The 24,479-nt window shown below is 44.7% G+C and carries 19 protein-coding genes and 1 pseudogene; 9 read left to right on the top strand and 11 right to left on the bottom strand.

What is annotated here, in order from left to right; translation table 11 throughout:
- The first annotated feature begins 94 nt into the window (after positions 1–94).
- Both G4D73_RS06530 and G4D73_RS06535 read left to right on the top strand, forming a co-directional pair.
- Entirely contained in the window at positions 95–520 is a 426-nt protein-coding gene (locus G4D73_RS06530) for an organic hydroperoxide resistance protein (RefSeq protein ID WP_004732917.1), read from the top strand.
- 183 nt (positions 521–703) lie between these two features.
- Positions 704–1,097, top strand: a pseudogene (locus G4D73_RS06535) (DUF4951 domain-containing protein).
- Between the two features lie 50 nt (positions 1,098–1,147).
- Here G4D73_RS06535 and gspE read toward each other — a convergent pair.
- Positions 1,148–2,635: a type II secretion system ATPase GspE gene (gspE, locus tag G4D73_RS06540; protein ID WP_213687639.1), complete on the bottom strand. Its 1,488-nt coding sequence runs from the start codon at positions 2,633–2,635 to the stop codon at positions 1,148–1,150.
- A 144-nt stretch (positions 2,636–2,779) separates the two neighbouring features.
- Between gspE and G4D73_RS06545 the strand changes: the two genes are divergently transcribed.
- Together G4D73_RS06545 and G4D73_RS06550 are read left to right on the top strand one after the other, a co-directional pair.
- The gene (locus G4D73_RS06545; RefSeq protein ID WP_086044916.1) at positions 2,780–3,559 is read left to right on the top strand and encodes a hypothetical protein; all 780 of its coding nucleotides are present in this window, start codon (positions 2,780–2,782) and stop codon (positions 3,557–3,559) included.
- Between the two features lie 9 nt (positions 3,560–3,568).
- Positions 3,569–4,492: a mechanosensitive ion channel family protein gene (locus G4D73_RS06550; protein WP_155861734.1), complete on the top strand. Its 924-nt coding sequence runs from the start codon at positions 3,569–3,571 to the stop codon at positions 4,490–4,492.
- Between the two features lie 87 nt (positions 4,493–4,579).
- Here the strand turns inward: G4D73_RS06550 and G4D73_RS06555 are convergent, their stop codons facing one another.
- Positions 4,580–7,288 (bottom strand): DUF2339 domain-containing protein, encoded by a 2,709-nt coding sequence (locus G4D73_RS06555; protein WP_213687640.1) that lies wholly within the window; start codon positions 7,286–7,288, stop codon positions 4,580–4,582.
- A gap of 161 nt (positions 7,289–7,449) precedes the next feature.
- Here G4D73_RS06555 and polA point away from each other — a divergent pair, with 161 nt between their 5' ends.
- Complete coding sequence (gene polA / locus G4D73_RS06560; protein WP_213687641.1) at positions 7,450–10,212, top strand: DNA polymerase I; 2,763 nt, start codon at positions 7,450–7,452, stop codon at positions 10,210–10,212.
- A gap of 361 nt (positions 10,213–10,573) precedes the next feature.
- Here polA and G4D73_RS06565 read toward each other — a convergent pair whose 3' ends face one another.
- From G4D73_RS06565 to ppx, 5 genes are read right to left on the bottom strand one after another with little or no spacing between them, the layout of a single operon-like run.
- The gene (locus tag G4D73_RS06565) at positions 10,574–11,143 is read right to left on the bottom strand and encodes a YggT family protein (protein ID WP_213687642.1); all 570 of its coding nucleotides are present in this window, start codon (positions 11,141–11,143) and stop codon (positions 10,574–10,576) included.
- A 19-nt stretch (positions 11,144–11,162) separates the two neighbouring features.
- Complete coding sequence (proC, locus tag G4D73_RS06570) at positions 11,163–12,002, bottom strand: pyrroline-5-carboxylate reductase (RefSeq protein WP_004278260.1); 840 nt, start codon at positions 12,000–12,002, stop codon at positions 11,163–11,165.
- A 2-nt stretch (positions 12,003–12,004) separates the two neighbouring features.
- On the bottom strand, positions 12,005–13,381 hold the full coding sequence (gene tilS, locus G4D73_RS06575; protein WP_213687643.1) for a tRNA lysidine(34) synthetase TilS: 1,377 nt from the start codon (positions 13,379–13,381) through the stop codon (positions 12,005–12,007).
- Entirely contained in the window at positions 13,318–14,142 is an 825-nt protein-coding gene (locus G4D73_RS06580; RefSeq protein WP_004278263.1) for an acetyl-CoA carboxylase carboxyltransferase subunit alpha, read from the bottom strand. The genes tilS and G4D73_RS06580 overlap by 64 nt, the downstream gene beginning before the upstream one ends.
- 30 nt (positions 14,143–14,172) lie before the next feature.
- On the bottom strand, positions 14,173–15,693 hold the full coding sequence (gene ppx / locus G4D73_RS06585; RefSeq protein WP_213687644.1) for an exopolyphosphatase: 1,521 nt from the start codon (positions 15,691–15,693) through the stop codon (positions 14,173–14,175).
- Between the two features lie 260 nt (positions 15,694–15,953).
- On the opposite strand from ppx, the gene trxA reads away from it, so the two are divergent.
- From trxA to G4D73_RS06600, 3 genes are all read left to right on the top strand, one after another.
- A complete protein-coding gene (trxA, locus tag G4D73_RS06590; RefSeq protein ID WP_004278266.1) occupies positions 15,954–16,280 on the top strand; it encodes a thioredoxin in 327 nt (108 codons plus the stop codon).
- Between the two features lie 322 nt (positions 16,281–16,602).
- Entirely contained in the window at positions 16,603–17,871 is a 1,269-nt protein-coding gene (rho, locus tag G4D73_RS06595; protein WP_004278267.1) for a transcription termination factor Rho, read from the top strand.
- A gap of 401 nt (positions 17,872–18,272) precedes the next feature.
- Complete coding sequence (locus tag G4D73_RS06600) at positions 18,273–18,560, top strand: hypothetical protein (RefSeq protein ID WP_004647530.1); 288 nt, start codon at positions 18,273–18,275, stop codon at positions 18,558–18,560.
- Between the two features lie 104 nt (positions 18,561–18,664).
- Here the strand turns inward: G4D73_RS06600 and G4D73_RS06605 are convergent, their stop codons facing one another.
- The 3 genes from G4D73_RS06605 to pheS all read right to left on the bottom strand — a co-directional run bounded on the left by G4D73_RS06605 (position 18,665) and on the right by pheS (position 22,455).
- Positions 18,665–18,961 carry an integration host factor subunit alpha gene (locus G4D73_RS06605; protein WP_213687645.1) on the bottom strand — a complete coding sequence of 99 codons (297 nt, stop codon included), beginning with the start codon at positions 18,959–18,961 and terminating at the stop codon, positions 18,665–18,667.
- Positions 18,958–21,339: a phenylalanine--tRNA ligase subunit beta gene (gene pheT, locus G4D73_RS06610; RefSeq protein ID WP_213687646.1), complete on the bottom strand. Its 2,382-nt coding sequence runs from the start codon at positions 21,337–21,339 to the stop codon at positions 18,958–18,960. Before pheT ends, G4D73_RS06605 begins: the two co-directional genes overlap by 4 nt.
- A 135-nt stretch (positions 21,340–21,474) precedes the next feature.
- Positions 21,475–22,455 (bottom strand): phenylalanine--tRNA ligase subunit alpha, encoded by a 981-nt coding sequence (pheS, locus tag G4D73_RS06615; RefSeq protein WP_004278272.1) that lies wholly within the window; start codon positions 22,453–22,455, stop codon positions 21,475–21,477.
- A gap of 159 nt (positions 22,456–22,614) precedes the next feature.
- Between pheS and G4D73_RS06620 the strand changes: the two genes are divergently transcribed.
- The gene (locus G4D73_RS06620) at positions 22,615–23,640 is read left to right on the top strand and encodes a hypothetical protein (RefSeq protein WP_213687647.1); all 1,026 of its coding nucleotides are present in this window, start codon (positions 22,615–22,617) and stop codon (positions 23,638–23,640) included.
- A 350-nt stretch (positions 23,641–23,990) separates the two neighbouring features.
- On the opposite strand, the gene G4D73_RS06625 is transcribed toward G4D73_RS06620, so the two are convergent.
- Positions 23,991–24,341: a GNAT family N-acetyltransferase gene (locus G4D73_RS06625; RefSeq protein WP_266100018.1), complete on the bottom strand. Its 351-nt coding sequence runs from the start codon at positions 24,339–24,341 to the stop codon at positions 23,991–23,993.
- Positions 24,342–24,479 lie beyond the last annotated feature (138 nt).

The following is a 24,479-nucleotide window of genomic DNA, read 5'->3' on the forward strand; positions in this document are numbered from 1 at the left end:
ATTTGCTTGCATAAAATAACAAAATCCCTGCTTATTCTTCAGGTGAAATCACCGAGCATAGAAGCTCTACGAAAAATAAACAGGGATTTAACTCATGTCATTAGAAAAAGCCGTCTATACCGCACATGCCAAAGCCACAGGGGGCCGTGATGGCCGCGCCATTTCTGACGATCAGATTCTGGACGTCCAATTGGCCGTACCTAAAGAAATGGGGGGACCAGGCGGTGGAACCAATCCTGAACAGCTCTTTGCCGCAGGTTATTCCGCCTGTTTCTTGGGTGCAATGAAATTTGTTGCCAATCGTGACAAGCTCAATATCAGTAAAGATGCCTATATTGAAGGTGATGTTGGGATTGGTCCGATTCCTACCGGGTTCGGGATCGAAGTGACATTAAACATCCATCTTGAAGGCATGGATCAGGAAGAAGCAAAAAAACTGGTGGATGCTGCGCATATTGTCTGTCCATACTCAAATGCGACCCGTAATAATATTGATGTGAACTTAAACGTAATTACTTAATTTTTTTATTTAACAGCTATCCTGAAAAAAGTTTCAGGATAGCTAGACTTCAATTATAAATTTCAAAATTTACCCGCTTCATCTTTTGTCAAAAGCTACTTCTCTTCCCCACTTGAAAACTGCAGCAAAAACTTAAGAAATTATATATAATGATTCTTATTTACAATTATTCGATTTATATTGATGTTAAAACCTGTTCTTCTGAGTTCTCTCCTACTCCTCACTGCTACAACCTCTTTTGCAGATTTTTATTTCTCAGAAAAAATTCACCCACAGGTAAAATCTCTGGTTAATACCGAAATTGAACACCTGCCCATTCCTGCAACACCCAACAATATGATTCTGCCTGAATTTGGTAAAGGGATTATTGGTTGGGGAGCTGGCCCCAAAGATGCTGAAGCCCGTTTTTTCAATATCACTCAGACAGATGTTGAAACAATGAAAAAGGAAGGACTGAGTTTAGCAATGGCACAAGCCTGGCAGACATTTTATGAAAATGAAACTTTGCGCAATCCGGGCAATCCGACTGCACCTTTTCGTGCAAAACTCATGAAAAAAAATCGTCAGTCTCTGGTAAATATCCAAAAGTCCTGACGATCATTATGATAAAGCGAGCAGATTAAAAAATTATTCTACTGCTTCGTTGGTTACTCGCAATACTTCTTCAATCGTGGTTTTTCCGGCCAATACTTTACGCAGACCATCATCACGAATGGAACCTGACTGCTGACGTACATAGCTTTCGATTTCATATTCAGCCGCATTGCCATGAATCAAACGGCGCATATGATCATCGACTGGGACAATTTCATAAATTGCAGTACGGCCACTAAAGCCAGTATTGCCACAACGTTCACAGCCTTGAGGTTGCGGTAATCTTAAATCTTGGGGATGCTCAATATTGCCAAATAGATTCTTTTCGAAAGCATCTGCTTCATGCCAGGTCGCGCAATGTGGACACAAGGTACGCACCAGACGTTGGGCTATTACCCCGATTAAAGAACTGGAAAGCAAAAATGGCTCAATCCCCATATCTTTCAGGCGCGTAACCGCACCAATGGCAGTATTGGTATGCAAGGTGGATAACACCAGATGTCCTGTCAGGGATGCCTGTACTGCAATTTCTGCGGTTTCCAGATCACGAATCTCACCAACCATGACCACATCCGGGTCCTGACGCAACATGGCTTTTAACGCACGGGCAAAAGTCATATCGACTTTGGTATTGACCTGCGTTTGTCCAATGCCTTCCAGTTGATATTCAATCGGATCTTCAGCCGTGAGGATGTTTTTAGAACCGTCATTCAGGTCAGAAAGTGCCGCATATAAGGTAGTGGTTTTACCCGAACCGGTCGGGCCGGTTACCAAAATAATTCCATGTGGGCGATGCACTAGAGTCTTGAGTCGATCATAGTCATTATTCATCAGGCCCAAATGGGTCATGTTCAAACGGCCTGCCTGCTTGTCCAGAAGACGCATCACCACACGTTCACCATAAGAAGATGGCAAGGTTGATACACGCACATCGACTTCACGCCCTGCCAGACGCAAGGAAATACGGCCATCTTGCGGAATACGTTTTTCGGCAATATCCAGTTTGGCCATGACTTTAATCCGTGAAACCAGAAGCGGGGCCAGTTCACGGCGTGGCTGGACAATTTCGCGTAACTGGCCATCGACCCGTAAACGCACCGACAGTTTTTTCTCAAAAGATTCAATATGAATATCGGAAGCCCCAACACGAATTGCTTCGGATAATAGCGCATTGATCAGACGTACAATTGGCGCATCATCTTCCTGATCCATCAGGTCTTCAGCTTCCGGTACCGAATCAGCCAGACTGAGTAAATCCGGATGATCTTCCAGACCGGCAGCCACCTGCTGTGATTCGCCGCTATCTCCGGCAAAACTGGAACTGAGTAACTGGTTAAATTCCTGTTCGCTACAGAGTTGAAAATGAGCCGGATAACCGAGCAGACGGCGGGCTTCCTGCAATGCAAGCATCGAGGTATTTTCACGGCGCAGAATAAAGGCCTGATCTCCCTCATAACGCAACAGCACACCATGGCGCTTGGCGAAGCTATATGGGATTTGTAATTGTTTAAGTACTTGCATCGCGGATTATAATAATGATGAAAAAATTTAAATTGAGTGTACTCTAAGCATATGACAGCGTGAAGTATGTTTTCAAAGATTTAGCAAGAAAGGGTGCCAAGATTGCCGCAAGATAAAGATGAATTAATCCCGAATACAGCGAAAATGCGCTGGTGGGGAGAACAGAATTTTGAAATAAATCAGTCTAAAGCCTGGCAGTTTGGCTCCTTACTGTTTCGCCTGACCCGGGGCATTCAGGAATGGCGACTGGAATATTTCCGCCCTTCAGTGCAATACGATTATGAGCAGCAATGGCATCAGATTGATGATCCGAATTTTGCCTTTCCCCCACCTGTGAAAATTGAACGCTATATGTTCAAATCCACGCAAAACAAATTGCAACTGATGCCACGCCTTGCAGACCGTTCTGTGGTGATTAAACCAGTCGATCCGATTTATATTCCTGCCGGACAGCGCGGTACGCTTTATATCAGCACGCCCTTATGGATTGCCGGTTTTGTCGAGGGGCAGCGCGAACCGATTTTTGACTTGCCGGTAATCTTGCCAAAAGACACCTGGTTTGGACCCAATCACCGTTCGGGGGAAATTTGCTATGCCACCGCAGTCGATGGCAGAACCGAACTGAAACAGTTACATCCGCGAGCCTTTCGTGCAGTCACACCAATTGAATTTCACAATACCAGCAACCAGCAATTGCGCTTTGACCGAATGAATGTGCCAGTGCCTGCCCTGCCGCTTTTTTACAGTGAAAGTACCGGCCGCTTATGGACCTCACAAATCCGGGTCTTGCATGAGAGTTCGGATCGTCCGCCGCGGATCCGGGTGGAAAACCGCACGCCACCGAATGCCGGCGAAGTCGCCTATCTGCATCCACCGCGTGATCCAGCAGGTGCATTATTTAATATGTTTGATTCATTTTTCTAAGGGCGTCTGATGCCAAGTTCAAATATTCCGACCGAAGTCACCAATAGCCTGAAGGGAGTATTTACCAATATCAATACCGATCGTTTGACCGAAGTTCTGGTGGCGGTGGTGTTGTGCTTTATTGGTTTCCTGATCGCACGCTTTATTTCCAATACCTTTATTCGCACCATTGGTGTCCGTTTTAATGCCCATCAGAAACTGGTCTGGCGCCGCGGAATTTTCTATTTTATCTTCCTGCTGTTTGTGATGGCCAGCCTGAAAGAGGCCGGCTTTAAACTCAGTGTCTTCCTTGGCGCTGCCGGGATTTTAACGGTCGCACTGGGTTTCGCTTCACAAACCTCAGCCTCCAACCTGATCAGTGGTCTATTCCTGATTGGTGAGGGTTCTTTTGAAGTCGGTGATACTATCCAAATCACCTTGATTCGTGGGCATACCATTGAAGGTGAAGTGATCTCGATTGACCTGCTCTCGGTTAAACTTTTGACCCAAGATAATATCTATGTACGGTTGCCAAATGAACAGCTGATTCGGGCGCCAGTGCAGAACCTGTCGAAATTTCCGATACGGCGTATTCCAATTACCTTGGCGATCAATTTCCATGAAGATATTATCAAGGTACGTGAAGTGCTGCTGGACGTTGCCAATAAATATCCGCTGGTACTGGCCGACCCGAAACCTGCAGTCACCGTTACCGCTTTCCGTGAATCTTCGATTGAACTGCTGTTTGCAGTGTGGTGCCAACAGGAAAACTACCTGAAAGTTCGTGATGAAATGCAGGAACGGATTCGCAACGGCTTTGTCGATAACCAGATTGAAATTCCGGTGCCGAAGATGGGCTTTGTCGATCATCCACTTTCCCGCCCTTTGGAAAATGAAGAAATTGATCAATACGCCAATGACAAGGCATTGAAAAGAGAGCCTGATTTAAAATAAATTGACTTTAGGTGAGAGCAACATCTAAACCAAAAATCTGCATCAGTGAAAAATGCTCCCTCTCCTTTCTTAAAGGAGAGGATTCAATCAATCAGTTTTCTCCGGCATCGGTGCAATATAAGCAATCAGCAGCATCACCCCGCCCGCCAGCAGGAATGAAATCACCCGGGTCAGGGTGCCAATATGTGACAGGTCAAATAGTACGAGCTTCAAGGTCACAATCACCAGAATACTGCCGCCTAAAATCCACATCGGTTTCAGTTTTTTGAGTGTTGCTGTCCACATGGTAATCCAGGCCAGCAATACCCAGAGTATGGTCAGACTAAGCTGAACCGTCGCATTGCTCCATAATGCCAGCTCATTAAACGGTGTCTGGAGGTACACATGTAAAGCTCTTAAAACAATATAACTGGAAAGCCATAACAGGCTTAGTACCATTAAAACTGCGATCATGCCTTTATCACGTCCCACCTTGATTTGCTGTAACAGCATCCAGATAAAACTGGCAAACATGGCGATACTGATCAGATCAAAAGGATTCAGAATCGGCAGCCAGTAATATTGAAAGGCTTGCTGGCTAAACAGCTGTGAACAAACCAGCCAAGTTGCCATCAGCAATAAACAGCTCTTGGTTTGCCAAAGCTGCTGCCAACCTGACTGCACATCCTGCCGATAGCACCACAGGCAGAAGAATAAAGGCAAAATCACCATGCTCAGATAGGGCATATTTGAGATCAGGCATACACTTGCCAAAGCCAGACTGCTAAAAACACCAAAACTCACCCATTCCTTGGAGAGCTGCAAGCCAGCCAGCGGTCTAAGCCACAGAATGGCCAACAATATCGCTGAAAGGGCAAAAACTCCCCTTTCCAGAGCACTATTCCAGACAATCACCGCATTTTGACTGCGATCCAGAGTCAGAATCACCGCAATGACCAGCAAGGGCGAGATGCCACTCCACTTCGGCAGTAACCAAGACCATTCCTGATTTTTGCGCAGGATCATTTCATTCAACAGCATATAACCCAGTGTGATGATAAATAAACTCAGTACATAGGTATGCTGACTCGGAAATTCATCTTCCAGCAAGGCAAATAGCATCAGACTGGCCGCGACACTCACGCTGCTTAAAAAACTGACACTCAGACTATCCATCTGCTGCTGGTACTGCTTTTTAAGCTGACTGATGACCACGACTGCCACATAGCACAGACTCAAAATCCAGAAAATGATTCGCGGTGTTGGATTAATCTCGATCAGATAATACAGGCTGCTGAATCCGGCTATCAGCAATAAACCCATGCTCAGATAGTGCGCTACCCGGACATTTTTTTCCAAGGCCCATAAATAAATCAGCACACCTTCAACTGCCCAACCAATCACACTCCATTGTTCTGTCAATAAGATCGGTGGCACCAAGGCGAGAAAAATCAGCATCAGGCTCAGATAGCTCTGCGAAATGAGCTGGATAGTTTGTTTACGGCGCAGCAGTGTCCAGCAAGCGGCAAAGACCAGTGCAAAGAACAGGCTTAATCCAGCTTGCCAGAGTTTTTGATTGGGCTGATTAAAATGAATCAGATACAGAAAAATATAAGCGGTAATAGGGGCAGCAAAAATCAGCGCTAAGTCCAGTACCGGTTTTAAGTGAAAACGTGAGAGATCTTGTCGTGCCAGCAACTGACTGAAGCGGAAACCTAGCCAGATAAACAGTGCACTATGTGCCAGAATCAACGCAGTCATGGCATAACGCTCATATGTATAACCATGAATCAGGCTATATATCCCGCCAACGACCGCAGTCACTAAAAAGGCAATTTGATTGAGAATCTTCCATGGTCGGAAACTGCTCAGCACTGCCACCCCGATATTGATCAGCAAATAATAGCTAATCAGCTCAACGGCAGAAGCATCGCGGGTCGGTAAGGTAAACGGCGCCAGATAAGCAATCAGCAAAGCCATCAAAGCCAGTTCGATGCTTTCCTGTTTCAGGCTTAAATATAGAGTGATGGCCAGAATAATGAGAAATAGCAATGTTGCCAACGGTAACGTGGGAATCACCAGATTGTAATAGGCAAAAAATAAGGTCAGGAACAGACTGCCCAAACCCAGTCCTTCTAGTGCCAGAGCAAAACTCCGATTTTTCTGCATCAGGCGATAACCCAGACCTGTTACACAGCCACTTGCCAGTGCAACCAGGCCCAATTTTGCAGCCAGACTGAGTTGCCAGTGCTCAGTGGCAAAGCGCAGCAGTAAAATAATACCGATCACTAAAATACTGATTGCGACTTTTAAGACTGGATTCCCCTGGAAAAGCCAGCGCTGCAGTTGATCTACCAGATGAGGAGAGTCGTTTACCTCTTGGGCAGACTCAGTTTTCACGAATGGAACAGAATCGGATCGATCCGGTGATCGCTGTAAGGGATTGGCAGAATGGGATTGTGATTGCAGCTGTATCAAGCGCCCTTCCAGACGTTGCAGCCACCTGAGCAAAAAGAATACCCAGGCCGTAATCCCGATCCCCATCAGCCAATCCAGTTCAGCCAGTCCACCAACAATGGCAGTAATTGAAGAAATATATAAAGGAACTTTAGAGTTTTGCTCCAAGGACATCTGCTGCTGTGCGGCCAATTGATTCAGCGGTGCTTCTACCGCAGTGACATATTGCATCACGCTAAAGATAAAACCCAAACCACACAGATAAGTCACAATCTGATAACCCAGATACCAGGCACTGATCCCGGCAATCAGCAGGGTAATCAGCCAGATCATGCGTAACTCATTCCGTCCTGCAGCCATTCTTATATTTCTCTTTCCTGAATCGTTCCATCATACAACAGCTTGTGCTGCTTATTTCATCTTCGGCCGATATTCGCTAAGCTGTAAACTCAGACTCGCCTCAGCGAGCGCGGTAAAAATCACGTACAATAGCGCTGTATTTTGAATAAGGAATTGATTACATGCCACCATTTGTCTTGGTCGATGGCTCTTACTTTTTATTTCGTGCCTTTCACGCACTGCCACCATTAACCACGTCAACCGGTTTACATACCAATGCAATTCGTGGTGCGATTTCTGCTATTCAAAAACTGATGCGCCGGACCCAACCGACCCATATGGCGGTAATTTTCGATACCCCAGAACCGACCTTTCGGCATGAGCTGTCACCGATTTATAAAGGTGACCGTCCCAGCATGCCAACGGAATTATCCGAACAGATTCCTTATCTACATGCCTTGATCCGCGCTTTGGGCATTCCCCTGCATACCTTGCCAGGTGCCGAAGCCGATGACATTATCGGGACACTGGCCAAACGTGCCGAGGCGATGGGACATCAGGTGCTGATCTCTACAGGCGATAAAGATATGGCGCAACTGGTGACCGAAAAAGTTACCCTGGAAGACAGCTTTAAAGAAAAACCGCTGGATGTCGACGGCGTGTTTGAAAAGTTTGGCGTCTGGCCGAATCAGATTATTGACTATCTGACCCTGATGGGCGATGCATCAGATGGCATCATGGGCGTGCCAGGTGTAGGTGCCAAAACTGCAGCAAAACTGCTCACTGAATATGGCTCGATTGGTGGCATTTTAGAAAATGTCGACAAGATCAAAGGCAAAGTCGGTCAAAATATTAAAGAACATGTCGATGGCATTGTACTGGACCATCAACTGGCCAGTATTGTCATCGATCTGGATCTTAACTTTGGTTATGACGATTTAAAACTGGGTGAGCCGAATGTCGAGACCTTACGTCATTTGTACACCGAGCTGGAATTCCGTAACCAGCTGCAGTCCTTAGATCACCCGAACAACCCGAATAATTCAAATTACCAGCAGGCGGCAAAATCTATTAACGCCAAAGCGGTTACAGCACCAGAACCTCTGGAAGACCATGCATCTGTAACCAGCAGTGATGACCAGCTAGGTCAAGCGACCTACCACACAGTATTAAGCCAGCAGGACTGGGACACACTGTTTGAGCGCCTAAGTACCGAAAAACGTTTTGCCTTTGATACCGAAACCACCAGTTTGGATTATCGTATTGCACAGATTGTTGGTTTCTCGGTCGCCTTCGATGCCCAGGATGCCTATTATGTTCCCTTGGCACATGATTATGAAGGCGCACCGGAGCAGCTGAATCGTGAAGTAATTTTGGCGCAGATCAAACCAATTCTGGAAGATGAGTCTGTAAAGAAAATTGGTCATCATCTGAAATATGATGCACATGTCCTGGAAAATCATGGCATTCATCTGGCAGGCTGGTATTTCGACACCATGCTGGCTTCCTATGTCCTGAATTCTGTCGCAACCCGTCATGGCATGGATGATGTGGCCCGTCTGTATTTGAGTCATCTGACCACGACTTATGAACAGGTGGCCGGTAAAGGTGCTAAACAGAAGACCTTCAACCAGATTCAACTTGAAACTGCAGCGCATTATGCGGCAGAAGATGCTCATGTCACTTATCGTCTGTATGAAGTGCTGCATGAAAAACTCAAAGTCCATCCAGAACTGCTCAACATCCTGCTGAATATTGAAATGCCAGTCGCACGCATACTGACACAAATGGAAGAAAACGGCATCGAACTGGATCTGGCTTTTCTGGATCAGCTTGGGGGCGAATTTTCCAATACCATGCAAAATCTGGAAAACCAGATTATGGAAATCGCCGGTGAAAGCTTTAATGTCAGCTCACCGAAACAGGTCGGTGAAGTGTTATTTGAAAAGCTGGGCCTAAAAGGCGGTAAAAAAACCACCACCGGACAATACAGTACCAGTGAAAGTGTACTGGAAAAAATTGAACATCCGATTGCCCAGCTGATTCTGGAATATCGTGGTTTGTCCAAGCTGAAAAGTACCTATACCGATGGCTTATGCAAACAGGCCAATCCTGATACCCATCGTGTGCATACCAGTTATCATCAGGCACTGACTGCAACTGGCCGTTTATCATCGACTGATCCAAACCTGCAGAACATTCCGATTCGTGCCGAAATTGGCCGTCAAATCCGTAAGGCGTTTGTGGCACCTGAAGGCCGTGTCTTGCTGGCAGCCGATTACTCACAAATTGAATTGCGTCTCATGGCACATTTATCTCAGGATGAAGCCCTGCTGGATGCCTTTATTCATGGTCAGGATGTACACCGCCGTACTGCTGCGGAAGTTTTGGGCATTCCGTTGGAAGAAGTGACCAATGACCAGCGCCGTCAGGCCAAGGCCGTCAACTTCGGCCTACTTTACGGTATGTCCGAGTTTGGTCTGATCCGTCAGTTGGGCTTTACCCGTCAGGAATCACAGGATTATATCAAGCAGTATTTCCATCGTTATCCGGGCATTTATGACTATATGCAACGTACCCGTCAGGTCGCATTAGAACAGGGTTTTGTTGAAACCCTGCTCGGTCGCCGTTTATATACCCCAGATATTGATGCCCGTAATATGATGGTGCGTAAAGCGGCAGAGCGTGCTGCGATTAATGCTCCGCTACAAGGTTCGGCTGCGGATATCATTAAAATGGCGATGATTGAAGTCGACAAGATGTTGCCGAAAGATCAGGCCAAAATGCTGTTGCAAGTACATGATGAACTGGTATTTGAAGTGGATGAAGACATTGCCGATGAACTCGCACCTAAACTGGCAGAAGTGATGCAATCGGTATTGCAGATTTCTGTACCATTGGTGGTAGAAGTGGGTAAAGGTAAAAACTGGGATGAGGCGCATTAATGTGCCTTTAACCCCATCTTCCTTATAGGAGGTGAGGAATATATTCCGCAAGGGGATGGAGGGGATTTTAATTTATAATCCTCATCTACAGGCAGCGATATTAAAATCTTTTCTGCTATCAAGTTTCGAACGCATATTTTTCTATTTTTAGGAAATCAGCAGCATTACTGGTTCAGAGTATCCAAGTTCCCTCTCCTTCCAGGAGAGGGTTAGGGAGAGGTTAATATCCCATCTTCTTCTTGTACTTCGATTAAAACTTGTTCACGGTTTGGGAAGTTTAACAAATCCCTCCCAACTTCCCTTTTCTAAAGGGAGGAGCAAATAAAAAGGACGCCTCAGCGTCCTTTTTATTTGGATCCAATTAAAGACCAGTAAGCAGTACAATCGCCACCTGGTTCATAATCATTTCGATAATAATTAAAGTCAAAATGGCGAAGATTGGAGAAAGGTCAATCATGCCCATATTTGGCATAATCCGGCGGAAAGGTGCCAGTAAAGGCTCAGCCAGCTCTTGCACGACTTCAATATAAGGCGAACGAGACTGGGTAAACATCACCACCCAGCTTAAAATAATGGTAGCGAAAATCAAATAACGACAGAAACGGATCAAATCCTGCATCATGGTGACAAAAGTCAAAATAATCAGATGGACAGGCCCATTCGGCGTCCCCCCTGACAGATACATCATGCCAAAAATTTTAAGCAGATAGAGCACGACCAATAATGCCAAAGCAGCAGTACTGACTCGGCCTTTGGCCAAGGTTGGGAAAATTCGACCAAATACATCTACAATTTTAGTGGCTTTCACGGTAGAAAGAACCACAGGATTGTAAGGACTGACCGCTGCCAGTTGCATTAAAAATCGGAAGAATACGAGCAAAATCGCGACGTTAATGATAATGCCAAAAATTAGCGCAGAATTTGCACCCATACTTGAACGTTCCTAAAAATTAAACTGAAGATTTGCTGCTTTCACTGAGCTCTTGTGCCAGTTCTTGACTGCGTTTTTGTGCAGCGGCAAGTGCCGCCTGAATATTTTGAGAAATCTGGGCGCGATCAAAGACTTCAAGTGCCGCCTGTGTAGTCCCATTTGGAGAAGTCACATTTTTACGTAACTCAGCGGGCGTATTCGAACTGGTAATCGCCATTTGCGCCGCCCCTAAAGCCGTCTGCAAGGTGAGTGCAGTTGCAACTTTTTCATCCAGACCTAAATTTTTACCCGCACGAATCATACTTTCCATCATATAGAAAAAGTAAGCTGGACCCGAACCCGAGACTGCAGTGACTGCATCAATTTGTGCTTCTGATTCGACCCAAATGGTCAGCCCGGTCGACGCCAAAACCTGACTTGCCAGCTCACGATCACTCGTTTCCACAGATGCATTGGCATATAAACCATGTGCTCCGGTCTGTACCAATGCTGGCGTGTTCGGCATGACCCGTACAATACGCTCTGTCCCCAACAATGCTGACAATGTAGCTATTTCTGCACCAGCAACAATGGAAATAATCAGTTTGTTATTAACCAGACCTTTTAAGGGTTGCAGCACTTGAGCCAAAACCTGAGGTTTTACCGCCAATACGACGATATCTGCATCCTGAATTGCAGCGCTATTATCCCCGGTCACATTGATTTCTTTTTCCGCCAATAAAGCACGGACTTTTTCGACCGGATCAGAAACTGTAATACGTGTTGCTGGCAAACCACGTGAAATCAGACCGCCAATTAAGGCTTGGGCCATATTACCGCCACCAATAAAACAAATATTACAATTTAAAGCTGCACTCATGTTCAATGCTCATCGTTGAGTTCTAAAGTTGAAAAAACTGAAATCGGTAGCCATCCGCCTGCTTCACAATATGCAGATTGGGCCAACCAAAATCCTTTAGGGGTAAACACGCCTAGCATAACATTATCTGTGCTTAATATTTGAATAGTATGCCGAGCCCAAGGAAATATTTGCGCTTCCTGAATGGCTTTTTTCAGTGGCCAGGTACCGACACGGCCATATAAATGAATTTTTTCGCCACCCTGACGCTGCTGCAAATGCAAAGGTTGCTGCAATAATGCAGCCGATAAACCTAACTGTGCAGGCTGAATGATAAATTTCCCTGACAAAACCTGCACGCTGTCTTTTAAAGCGAATTTTATAGTTTTCGGGCCAGTTTGAACTTGTTGTTGAGCAGCTAAATAGATCTCTGCGGCCAAACGATATAATTGCTGCTGATAGCGTACATAGTAAAAGCCTTGCCAATACAATGCCGCCTGAGCATCTTGCTTGGCATGAATGACTTCGCGTTGCAAACGCTCTACCATCGCTAAAGATGGACGATACTGTTCTTTACCTTTCATCCAGGCAGAGAGCAATTGACGTTGTCGTGATTTTGAAAGCTGTAAAAATTTACCAAGATCGAGCTGCGTTTCAGTTCCACAAGATGCTAAATCCTGTTGCAGCACTTCTTGTAAAATGTCTTGAGCATCCTGCATCAGCTCACTGGTTCGCACCAAGGCGGCTTGCATTTTAGGATAACGTTCGCTTAATACCGGCCACAGCGTCTGGCGTGCCCAGGCCCGGTCATAATAGGTATCAGCATTGGTCGGATCTTCAATATTCTGAACATTCAGGTCTGATGCCCATTGGCAAATCTGCTCACGGGAAATATTCAGTAGTGGCCGCCAAATCGTCAGATTTTCACGTATATCGATCTGTTTCATGGCTGCTAAACCATCAACGCCGGCGCCAGACAATAAACGCAACATTAGGGTTTCCGCCTGATCTTGTTGATGGTGTGCCAGCACCAACATTTCATCCGCTTGTAAATGTTGCAGATAGGCCTGATAACGTGAATTGCGCGCTTGCTGTTCCAAATTGCCACTGGCGACATTGACGGGCTGAATGATACAGGGAATATTCAGTTGCCGACACTGCTGCTGAACAAAAGTGCCCCATGCACTACTGATACTTTGCAGCTGATGATCCACATAGATTGCCCGGATTTTTTCCGAGCATAAAAAAAACATCAGATGCAGCAACAACATAGAATCTACGCCACCACTGCATCCGATGAGAAATTTTGTCTCTGCAGGAAAGTCCTGCAGCTGTTTTAAGAAACCAGACCTAAATTGTCGCTGCCAAACTTCATTAAACGTTGGTAACGTGCTTCGCATCGTGCTTGCGCTTCCATTGGTTGCAGTTCATTCAAAGCTTCTTTCAGCACTGCTTTCAAGCTGTTCATGACCTGATCCGGATTTAAATGAGCACCCTCACCTTCATCCACCACATATTCTACAATACCCATTTTCTGCAATTTTTCTGCAGTCAGAGCTAAGGCTTCACTGGCCTGTTCAGCTTTTTCAGCGGTTTTCCAGAGAATTGAGGCACAGCCTTCCGGTGAAATCACCGAATAAATACTGTGAGAGAGCATCACCACACGGTCTGCTACTCCAATACCGAGTGCACCACCTGAACCGCCTTCACCTAGTACAGTTGCAATTACCGGTACTTTCAAATTGGAAAGCTGAGCCAGACTGGTGGCAATTGCTTCAGCCTGACCACGTTCTTCTGCACCGACACCCGGATAAGCACCCATAGTGTCAATAAAAGTAAAGACTGGCAGGTTAAAACGCTCTGCCATGTCTAGCAGACGCTGTGCCTTACGATAACCTTCCGGATTACTCATGCCGAAATTATGCTGTAATTTTTCACGGGTACTACGACCACGATGCTGACCAACGATCATCACCGGTTGACCATCAAAACGAGCCAGACCACCGATCATCGCGCCATCATCACCATATAGGCGGTCACCATGTAAAGCATCAAATTCAGTGAATATTTCACCCACATAGTCCAGGAATTGTGGACGTTCTGGATGACGTGCAATCTGCACTGTCGCCCATGCTTTTGATGGAGTTGCTTTATTTTTCATAGGTTAACCGTTTTCATCCCTATAAAGGTATTAATTAACAAACTGTTCGGATTGAATCGAGAGTTCAATCTCCCAATTTTTAAATTGCTGCTGTTCATCGTGCAGTTCAGCGACCAGCAATGGCCATTGCTTGGCATCACCAGACACGCTGAGTTGCCATTGTTGCGCATTTTCAACCTTCAGTTCAATGGCAGGAAGCATCTCATCGCTACGACTGTGATTGACCAAAACCGACAGACGAAGCAGCAAACATAACCATAAAAGTTTAGATCCACCGACTTTCATCACATCAATCTTGGCATCAGCGCGCAATTTGCGCCGATGGTGCGCGACCAAATGTGACAAATGATTTTGATCAACTTGCGAGAAACCGGCAATATCCGAGTGTTGTAATAAATACGCGCCATGACGATGATAGCCACTGTGACTGATGGCCAAACCAATCTCATGGAGATAGGCAGCACGACGTAACAGGTCACTATCTTCAACACTCAAACCGAGTTTACTGGCCACGTCATTAAACAGTTTCTGTGCCGTCTGAACCACACGCTCAGCCTGCTTGGCATCGGCATTATATCGACCAATCAAGGCATGGACGGAACGATCACGGATATCTTCATGCTTGAAACGGCCAAGCAAGTCATACATCACGCCTTCACGTAGTGCACCATCAGAATAGACCAAATGGTCAATTCCCAGTACATCAAAGACTGCATAGAGAATGGCAATACCAGCAGGTAAGACGGCACGACGATCATCTTTCAGACCTTCGAACTCCATGTCCGAGACATATTTATATTTAAGCAGTTTATCTTTGAGCTTTTCCAGGCCTTCACGCGTCAACTGTTCGCGATCATTGCTCCAGCCCATATTGACGCAAATCTGGCGGCAGGCTTTAATGGTGCCACTCGAGCCAACGACAGCATCCCAACCGGCTTCTTTATAAGTATTGGCAATTCCCGAAATTTCTTTACGTGCCGCAGTAACTGCTTTATCAAAAGCTTTGGCGCTAATTTCACCATCCTGAAAATAAGCTTTGGTAAATGCTACACAGCCCATTTGTACTGATTCGGTATGAATCGGCTCGAATTCTTCACCGATAATCAGCTCGGTTGAACCGCCACCGATATCAACCACCAGACGACGACCGCTGTTGGCCATGGTATGCGATACACCCAGATAAATCAGACGGGCTTCTTCACGGCCGGCAATAATTTCGATCGGTTTCGGTAAAATTTCTGCGGCTTTCTGGATAAATTCATGGCCGTTTTTGGCTTGACGTAAGGCATTCGTCGCTACGATCCGCAAGCGGTTCGGCTGAACGGCACCTAAACGCCCTACAAAACGGGCCAGACAGGCCAAACCACGTTGCTGTGCAGCTTCAGTTAAATTTTTATTTTCGTCTAGTCCCGCAGCAAGCTGAACTTTTTCTGACATTGATGCCACTTTCTTCACTTCGCCATGATCTACACGGGCGATGGCCAAATGAAAGCTGTTTGATCCCATATCGATGGCGGCAAGTAATTCTTCATCAATCAAAAAGTCAGACATTCCAGAAATAAACCTTTAACGAATTGTGCTTAGAGTAATTCACATGCATGCAATTTAAAAGCCATTTGTAGCGACAATTTAATGCCTTATTCTTTTTTGTATCGGGAATAATAGTGAGACACGATCATCACTATCGTGATCATCCATTAGACAAAATAACATTAAGCATTGAAAATTTACAGATTCCCCTACATTGTTAAAGATGGCTATGTAATACTAATAATTAGTTATCTTTAAAATATTAATCTGGAGCACATTCCATGTCTGGCAACATCGTAAACACTACTGACGCAAACTTCGAAGCAGACGTTCTTCAATCAGACGTTCCTGTACTGGTGGACTTTTGGGCAGGCTGGTGTGCACCATGTAAAGCAATTGCACCCGTACTTGAAGTGCTTGCTGATGAATACCAAGGCAAAGTTAAAATCGTGAAAGTTGACGTAACTTCTTGCGAACAAACTGCTGTGAATTTCAACATCCGTAACATCCCGGCTTTGTTGATGTTCAAAAATGGTGAAGTTGTTGCGACTCAAGTCGGTGCTGCACCAAAATCTAAACTGACTGCATTTATTGATGACAATATCTAAGCACAGCATTTTTAGTGAAAAATACGCGACTCATGCTCGCGTATTTTTTTCGGCTATAAATTGACAAAGTCAGCATTTTCTCTTATATTCGCTACTCAAGAGATAAAGGATCCTAAATCCTGTCAATTTCTTACAAGACACATTACATAAGATGCCGCTCGGCAATAGAAATTGTTTTCCACATTTTCCTTTGAAACACTCAAACAGATCTCTGAATTGTTCTTTTGCAAATTCAATTGCTTTCGTTTGAATGCTGGTATGCGGCCGAATGTTACTCCCTTTCTAACCTGTACCTCAGAACTTTGATTCTATCTGACCACCTATGAATTTAACCGAACTCAAGAAAAAACCGATTGGCGAACTCATCAAGATTGCCGAGTTTATGGGCCTCGAAGGTATGGCTCGTAACCGTAAGCAAGACATTATTTTTGCCATCTTAAAACGTCATGCAATGAATGGCGAAGAGATTTTTGGTGATGGCGTTCTAGAAATTTTGTCAGATGGTTTTGGCTTTTTACGCTCAGCCGCAGGTTCTTATTTAGCAGGTCCTGACGATATTTATGTCAGCCCTTCTCAAATTCGTCGTTTTAACCTCCGTACTGGCGACACCATTACTGGCACCATTCGCCCGCCGAAAGAAGGCGAACGTTATTTTGCTTTACTTAAAGTCAATCAAATTAACTACGACACACCTGAAAATTCACGTAACAAGATTCTGTTTGAAAACTTGACGCCATTATTCCCGACTGAACAGTTGGTGATGGAGTTGGGCAATGGCACCACTGAAGATTTAACCACCCGTGTGATCGACTTAGTTGCACCGATTGGTAAAGGCCAGCGTTCAATTATTGTGGCTCCGCCGAAAGCGGGTAAAACCATGCTGCTGCAAAGCATTGCACAGTCCATCGTTCGCAATAATCCTGAAGTTATTCTGATCGTTCTCCTAATTGATGAGCGTCCAGAAGAAGTGACTGAGATGGAGCGTACGGTTCGTGGTGAAGTCGTGGCTTCTACCTTTGATGAATCTCCTGCACGTCACGTTCAAGTCGCTGAAATGGTGATTGAAAAAGCAAAACGTCTGGTTGAACATAAGAAAGATGTGGTGATTTTGCTTGACTCGATTACCCGTCTGGCACGTGCTTATAACACTGTGATTCCTTCATCAGGCAAAGTACTGACTGGTGGTGTGGATGCACATGCCTTAGAACGCCCTAAACGTTTCTTCGGTGCTGCACGTAATATCGAAGAAGGCGGTTCACTGACCATCATTTCTACTGCCCTGATTGAAACCGGTAGTAAAATGGATGAAGTGATTTACGAAGAATTCAAAGGTACAGGTAACCAGGAAATTACCCTTGATCGTCGTATTGCTGAAAAACGCGTGTTCCCTGCAATGAACATCAAGAAATCTGGTACTCGTCGTGAAGAACGCCTGATGTCAGAAGACAATCTGCGTAAAGTCTGGATTCTGCGTAAGCTGCTGCATACTCAAGACGAATTGGCGGCAATGGAATTCTTACTGGATCGTATGAAAGAAACCAAGACCAATGATGATTTCTTTGATCAGATGAAACGCAAAGCTTCAAATTAAAATTTTAAATGAAAGGTCATCTAAACGGTGGCCTTTTTTAGGTTGACATAAATTACAGAATGAAACAATGAAGCCTGATTTATGTAAACTTATTTTTAAGTTTTTGATTAATAAAATATTCAGATTAAAAATTGTATAACTTTTAAGTATTTAATAAGCCTTTCTCCAATCTAAATCTTTTATTCCATTGTTATTTTCTGTTAAAAACTTCTTATTTTTTATCGTTTTTCCGTACTTTTTTGATCATTGCCAGTAGCAATTAAAAATGCGCAGTGATAGCATATTTGCAGACCAGTTAGACTGCTCCTGCGTTGTTAGTCCCTAACACAATTAGGAACAATAAAAGCACTTAACAGACTAACTTTGGTTTTTTTTAATCTCAATTTTTAGAGAGTGATGCCATGTTATTCAAAAAAATCGCTATTGCTGCTGCAGTTGCTACTACTTTAGCTTTCGTTGGTTGTGCTAAAAAAGCTGACGACGCTGCTGCTGACGCTAACCAAGCTGCATCTGAAGCTGTAGAAGCTGCATCTGAAGCTGAAGCTGCTGCTGATGCTGCTGCTGTAGAAGCTACTTCTGAAGTTGCTGCTTCTGAAACTGCTGCTGTTGCTGAAGCTGACGCTGCTGCTGCTGTTGCTGTTGACGCTGCTGCTGACGCTACTGCTGCTTCTGAAGCTGCTGCTCAATAATCTTTTAGATTATTCAGTACAAAAAAAAGAGAGCCTTTGGCTCTCTTTTTTTATTTTAAAAACTGGAACTTAACAATATTGATCCCAGTTTTTAAAAAAGCAGATCAGCTGACCTGCTCATTTCCCACACGTTGACGGAACTTCTGTCCGGCACGGAAGGTGACCACACGGCGTGCAGAAATCGGAATCTCTTCACCCGTTTTCGGGTTACGGCCCGGACGTTGACGCTTATCACGCAACTCGAAATTACCAAAACCCGAAAGTTTTACTTGCTCGCCTGAGATGAGCGCCTGGCTAATCTCATCGAAGAACAACTCAACCATTTGTTTTGCTTCACGACGGTTTAAACTCGTGAGCTCACTTAAATGATCAGCCATTTCTGCTTTAGTTAGTGCTGTCATGAAGCCCTCAATGTCGCTTGGTAAGTGTTTTCTAACACTTGAAGGATATTATCCATACCTGATTTAATTTCAGCATCTTCCAGTGTACGGCTTGGATGCTGCCAGAGAAGTGCAAATGCCAGTGAGCGTTTCCCTTCTTCTACTCCTTGTCCAGTGTACACATCGAACAACCAAGTTGAGTCTAAAAGCTCTCCGCCTGTTTTTTCGATAAGTCCCTGAATTTCGCTAACATTAATCTTATCACTAATTAAAAGCGCAATATCACGTCGAACCGATGGAAAACGTGATAATTCTGTAAAATTAGATACATAAGTTTGCAAAACAGCCGCTTGATCCAATTCTGCTACCCATGTGGTTGCCAGATCAAGTTCGTCTTCAAGTGAGGGATGTAAACGCCCCAAGTAACCAATTGATTGACCATTCACGAGAATTTCTGCGGATTGTCCTGGATGCAACCAGCTACGCTCTGAACGCACATATTCTACTTTGACACGACCAGCAGCCAAAATTTCTTCTACATCACCCTTAAAGTCAAAGAAGTCCATTGCAGCGGGTTTCACATGCCAAGATTCAGCATGACGTGAACCAGTCGCAATCAATGCAAAAGTTGGAATCTGTTTTAAATCATGGATGCTGCTGGCTTCTTGATAGTCAAAACGCAGACCGAGCTCAAAGAAACGTACACGGCTTTGCTGGCGGTTGACATTGTACTGAACACAAGGAATAAGGCTAGATAGCAAGGTTGAACGCATCACTGCCAAATCACTTGAAATTGGATTGGCTAATACTAATGGATTCACACTGGAATTAAGTTGCTTTTCAAGCTTTAGGTCTGCGAAGCTAAAGCTGATCGCTTCTTGGTAACCTAAAGTTACCGCGGTTTGACGGAGTTGGCCCAATTCAAACTGATCTTGGTATTTCGCCAGCTTCACATCAATCACAGGCAGGCTGATTTGAATATTGTCATAACCGTGAATACGCGCCACTTCTTCGATCAAATCTTGGTAAATCACCATATCATAACGATGTGATGGCGGTACCACTGACCACTCGCCTTCTGCTTTTACTGTAACTTCACAACCTAAACGGCTTAAAGCATCAGTAATGAACGCTGAGTCAACACTATAACCCAGCAGTTGATCGACTTGTGCTTGATTCAACTCAATTGCGTCGCGTGTTGGCAATAATGCTGCATTTTCGGCAACTGTAATTGGTCCAAACTCACCGCCCGCAAGTTCCGCAATCAATTGTGATGCGCGGTGCATAGCGATCAATGGCAATTCAAAATCGACACCACGTTCATAACGCTGAGAAGCATCGGTATGCAAGCCAAAGCTACGTGCACGACCCGCAATATGCAGTGGCGCGAAGAATGCAGATTCCAGGAAAATTTCAGTGGTTGCATCGCTGACTGCTGAAGACAAGCCGCCCATAATACCGGCAATGGCTAATGCTTTTTCATCATCTGCAATCACCATCACTTTTTCGTTGAGTTCAACTTCTTGTTCATTGAGCAAAACTAACTTTTCAGCTTCCGTCGCTTGACGTACATGTACCGCACCTTGAACTTTACCGCCATCAAATGCGTGTAGCGGTTGACCAAGCTCGATTAATACATAGTTGGTAATATCGACCAGAATGCTGTGCTGACGAATACCTGAACGTGCCAATGCACGCTCCATCCATACAGGAGTCACAGCCTTGGTATTGACGTTCTTGATGACACGACCCAAATAGCGTGGGCAGCCTTCAGTCGATACAACGACTTTCTTTTCTTCGCTAATAGTCGCAGCTACTTCTTTAATTTCAGGGGCAGTTACTGGCAATTGGTTAATCACACCAATTTCACGTGCGATCCCGCGAATACTGAAACAGTCACCACGGTTTGGTGTGATGCTGATATCAATCACGTTATCGTCTAGATCTAGATATTCACGGATATTCACGCCTACAGGTGCATCCGCAGGAAGCTCTAACAGACCATCAATTTTATCTTCCAAATCAATTTCTGAAGCGCCGCACAGCATGCCTTGTGACTCGATACCACGTAGCTTGCCTTTCTTGATTTTGAAATCACCCGGAAGTACTGCACCAATGGTCGCAACCGGTGCTTTCATGCCAGCACGTACATTTGGCGCACCACATACAATTTGTAGAGGCTCACCTGAACCGATATTGACAGTGGTCACACGCAAGCGATCTGCATCAGGATGTTGTTCTACCGTCAGGACTTCCCCCACCACTACGCCAGTAAAGGGTTTAGCTGCAGGCGCAAGTTCATCCACTTCCAGACCCAACATGGTCAGTTGATCAGAAAGTTTTTCGCTATCGATGGCTGGGTTAACCCATGTGCGTAGCCAATTTTCGCTAATTTTCATTGATATAAAACCTGTAATTCAAATCTCTAGAATCCCCCTCTGCTCCCCATTTTCCAAAGGGGGAGAACTCCATCTATTTCGCGGAGTCCCTCTCCTTTTTAAAAGAAGAGGTTAGGAGAGGATTATTAAAAAGTTTTAAGCAAACTGGCGTAAGAAACGCACATCGTTTTGGAAGAACATACGTAAGTCATTTACGCCATAACGCAGCATTGCAAAACGTTCAACACCCAGACCAAAAGCAAAGCCTTTGTATTTTTCAGGATCAATGCCTGCAGCTTGCAGCACATTCGGATGCACCATACCGCAGCCTAATACTTCTAACCAGCGACCGCGTTCATCCATAATATCCACTTCCGCACTTGGCTCGGTGAACGGGAAATAAGATGGACGGAAACGTACTTTCAAATCTTTTTCGAAGAATTCGTTCAGCAGGTTAATCAGCAAACCTTTAAGTTCCGCGAAGCTGGTATTTTCAGCCACGTATAAACCTTCGATCTGATGAAACATCGGTGAGTGGGTTTGATCCGAATCACAACGGTAAACACGGCCCGGACACACGATCTGGATTGGTGGCTGCTGTGTTTCCATGGTACGAATCTGCACACCAGACGTATGCGTACGCAGCAAATGGTTCACATCGAAATAGAAGGTATCGTGCATGGCACGCGCCGGGTGATGACCCGGAATATTCAGTGCTTCAAAGTTGTGATAGTCATCTTCAACTTCAGGACCTGTTGCAACCGTAAAACCTGCCTTGGTAAAGAACTGGCAAATACGCTCTTGCACCTGGGTCACTGGATGGATACTGCCCACCTGCTGGCCACGACCTGGTAAAGTAATATCAATGGTTTCGCTTGCCAGTTTTTGTTCTAAGGCAGCTTTATGCAGTTCTGCCTGACGTGATGTCAATGCAGCGGTAATGGTTTCACGTACAGCATGGATTTGTGCGCCGAAGACTTTACGTTCTTCGGGATCCATTTTACCAAGCGACTTAGATTGTTCCGCGAGCTGGCTTTTTTTCCCCGTAAATTGCACTCGTACTTGATCAAGTGCAGCAAGGTCTTGAGCTGCTGCAATCGCAGCGAGCGCTTCAGTGGTCAGGGCTTCCAGTGACATAGTAACTCTCAAAGCAACAGGTTAAAAAATATTTTAAAAACCCCACATTCTAACAGTTTTTAGACACTTTGATGAAGATGCGTTTTAAGGAAAATTAGATTGGCATGATTAAATATAAAAAGTATAAGATAAACACAATATCAATCAGATCAAATCACTATGGCACTCGATCAAATTTGGAAACAGCAACTGACCCTCGTCACTTACGGCAATGAGTATTTGACTCAGGACCTGAGTTTCAATCGTTGGATTCAACATTCCATTTTTAATCAGCATCAGTTTGCCTTTCGGGATCTGATGTCACAACATCTGCTGGCCCAGCATTTCCAGATCTGGCTGGAAGGCCTGAAAAAACAAGGTGTGCGTCGCCTTAGCTTGCATCGCTCTGATTTACTGGTTGATGAAAAAAATCCGAATGCCAATGTTGAGCTATTACCACTGGCACATTTTATTGTCAGTCATGGCGCTAAAACCAAAACTGCCTGGATCATCGGCAAGGAACTGCCTGAATGGTACAGCGCAGACAATGATTACGAAGCACCTAAATCACAGCAATCCCCTTTACGCCATGAAACATTCTGGTGTTATGAGCTAAATCCTAAACTGGCCAAGCGCATTGATGTCGATCTGGAAGCCCCAAACTGGGATGATATTCAGGCCTATACCGATCATGAACTGTTTGAAAGTAGCCTTGCCCAAGATTTTACCGAACCTGCATATACCAATTTGCCTTATTACGGCACCATGCCTGCCATTCAGGCCGATAGCGAAAGTCATTTGGCCTTAATTCCCACTGACTATTCAGCGGATTATGCTCACCAGACTTTGTACCGCCTAGACGCCTTAAATGACTTTATTCAAACGAAAATCCAGCATTCCTATCGTGCAGATGGCGAAGTACTCAGCCCGGAGCAGCAACTTAACCTGCGACATTTTTCGCAAAAAATTGATGATTTAAGTGCTAAATTCATCAGCAAAGTCGCCAATCACTATAAAACTGCACAGCTAACACCAAAAGTTGCACCTGACCCATTTGTCGGTATGAGTACCGAAGACCGCTCACCAAAAATTTCTAAAGCAGAAAAACCTCAGGACCCAGGCAAATCCAGTTCATCTGCAAATGTGCTGACCTTAATTGTGATCACTGTGATTATCTGTCTGATTGGCTACTATTTCGGCCTTTAACATTTTGCCAGAAAAGCTTGAACATCACGGGCAGAATTCAATGGATATTTTGATATTCATGAGCAGGCATCAACTTGAAATAATGCTGACGATTTTGTGATAGGTTTTCCTCATCCATCAGATGATGGAATCACGACTGAGTATCTGTCTTAAAATTTCAGCATTATTTGAATGAGCCGAAGCTGTCATTTGCTGATCGCCCGGAAATGCTCTCTTAATTGACCGGTGGAGATATTGAGATAAAAAGATAAATCAGCCATACATTTCTAAGGGCTGATTTATTTTCTATCGTCTTTTCCCAGGTTTTAGATTTTTCTACGTTGAGCCAGCTGGGCCAGAGTATTCAAAAATTAAATGTCCCACTGATAACATAAGTCTTTAAGATTCTCGCCCAGATCGCTGGCATCTCCTTCACTGACAAAATAGGCGCCGGTCTTTTCATAAAAATAACGACTGGAATTCAGGTTCAATACGCTGCACTGCATATACTGGTAGGATTTTTCTCGACTTAATCCCAAACCCAATTGAACCAACTTAGCCCCCACACCTTGTCCCTGAATCTGTCTCAGTAAATACAAAGCTCTCAATTCACTGATTGGCGCATCCACCGGAAAATTAAAAGCAGCAAAACCCAAAACTTGAGCATTTTCTTCATAGACAAATACCCGTCGATTCTCCTGTTCAAGCACAGAACGCCACAAGGCGGCTCTTTGTTCTACACTCAACTTATCGAGAATTTTTTATTTGATGATATTTTGATAGCTTTCACGCCAATTTTGTACATGCACTTGAGCAATCGGCAGTACATCCTGTTGAGTGGCAAGTCGAATCATTGTTTT

This window comes from Acinetobacter sp. WY4, from assembly GCF_018438165.1.
Taxonomy (GTDB): Bacteria; Pseudomonadota; Gammaproteobacteria; order Pseudomonadales; family Moraxellaceae; genus Acinetobacter.

What these genes read in the sequence shown, in the direction of transcription:
- G4D73_RS06530 (WP_004732917.1), top strand. Translation starts at nt 95, where the DNA reads ATGTCATTAGAAAAAGCCGTCTATACCGCACATGCCAAAGCCACAGGG.
- gspE (WP_213687639.1), bottom strand. Translation starts at nt 2,635, where the DNA reads ATGCAAGTACTTAAACAATTACAAATCCCATATAGCTTCGCCAAGCGC.
- G4D73_RS06545 (WP_086044916.1), top strand. Translation starts at nt 2,780, where the DNA reads ATGCGCTGGTGGGGAGAACAGAATTTTGAAATAAATCAGTCTAAAGCC.
- G4D73_RS06550 (WP_155861734.1), top strand. Translation starts at nt 3,569, where the DNA reads ATGCCAAGTTCAAATATTCCGACCGAAGTCACCAATAGCCTGAAGGGA.
- G4D73_RS06555 (WP_213687640.1), bottom strand. Translation starts at nt 7,288, where the DNA reads ATGGCTGCAGGACGGAATGAGTTACGCATGATCTGGCTGATTACCCTG.
- polA (WP_213687641.1), top strand. Translation starts at nt 7,450, where the DNA reads ATGCCACCATTTGTCTTGGTCGATGGCTCTTACTTTTTATTTCGTGCC.
- G4D73_RS06565 (WP_213687642.1), bottom strand. Translation starts at nt 11,143, where the DNA reads ATGGGTGCAAATTCTGCGCTAATTTTTGGCATTATCATTAACGTCGCG.
- proC (WP_004278260.1), bottom strand. Translation starts at nt 12,002, where the DNA reads ATGAGTGCAGCTTTAAATTGTAATATTTGTTTTATTGGTGGCGGTAAT.
- tilS (WP_213687643.1), bottom strand. Translation starts at nt 13,381, where the DNA reads ATGCGAAGCACGTTACCAACGTTTAATGAAGTTTGGCAGCGACAATTT.
- G4D73_RS06580 (WP_004278263.1), bottom strand. Translation starts at nt 14,142, where the DNA reads ATGAAAAATAAAGCAACTCCATCAAAAGCATGGGCGACAGTGCAGATT.
- ppx (WP_213687644.1), bottom strand. Translation starts at nt 15,693, where the DNA reads ATGTCTGACTTTTTGATTGATGAAGAATTACTTGCCGCCATCGATATG.
- trxA (WP_004278266.1), top strand. Translation starts at nt 15,954, where the DNA reads ATGTCTGGCAACATCGTAAACACTACTGACGCAAACTTCGAAGCAGAC.
- rho (WP_004278267.1), top strand. Translation starts at nt 16,603, where the DNA reads ATGAATTTAACCGAACTCAAGAAAAAACCGATTGGCGAACTCATCAAG.
- G4D73_RS06600 (WP_004647530.1), top strand. Translation starts at nt 18,273, where the DNA reads ATGTTATTCAAAAAAATCGCTATTGCTGCTGCAGTTGCTACTACTTTA.
- G4D73_RS06605 (WP_213687645.1), bottom strand. Translation starts at nt 18,961, where the DNA reads ATGACAGCACTAACTAAAGCAGAAATGGCTGATCATTTAAGTGAGCTC.
- pheT (WP_213687646.1), bottom strand. Translation starts at nt 21,339, where the DNA reads ATGAAAATTAGCGAAAATTGGCTACGCACATGGGTTAACCCAGCCATC.
- pheS (WP_004278272.1), bottom strand. Translation starts at nt 22,455, where the DNA reads ATGTCACTGGAAGCCCTGACCACTGAAGCGCTCGCTGCGATTGCAGCA.
- G4D73_RS06620 (WP_213687647.1), top strand. Translation starts at nt 22,615, where the DNA reads ATGGCACTCGATCAAATTTGGAAACAGCAACTGACCCTCGTCACTTAC.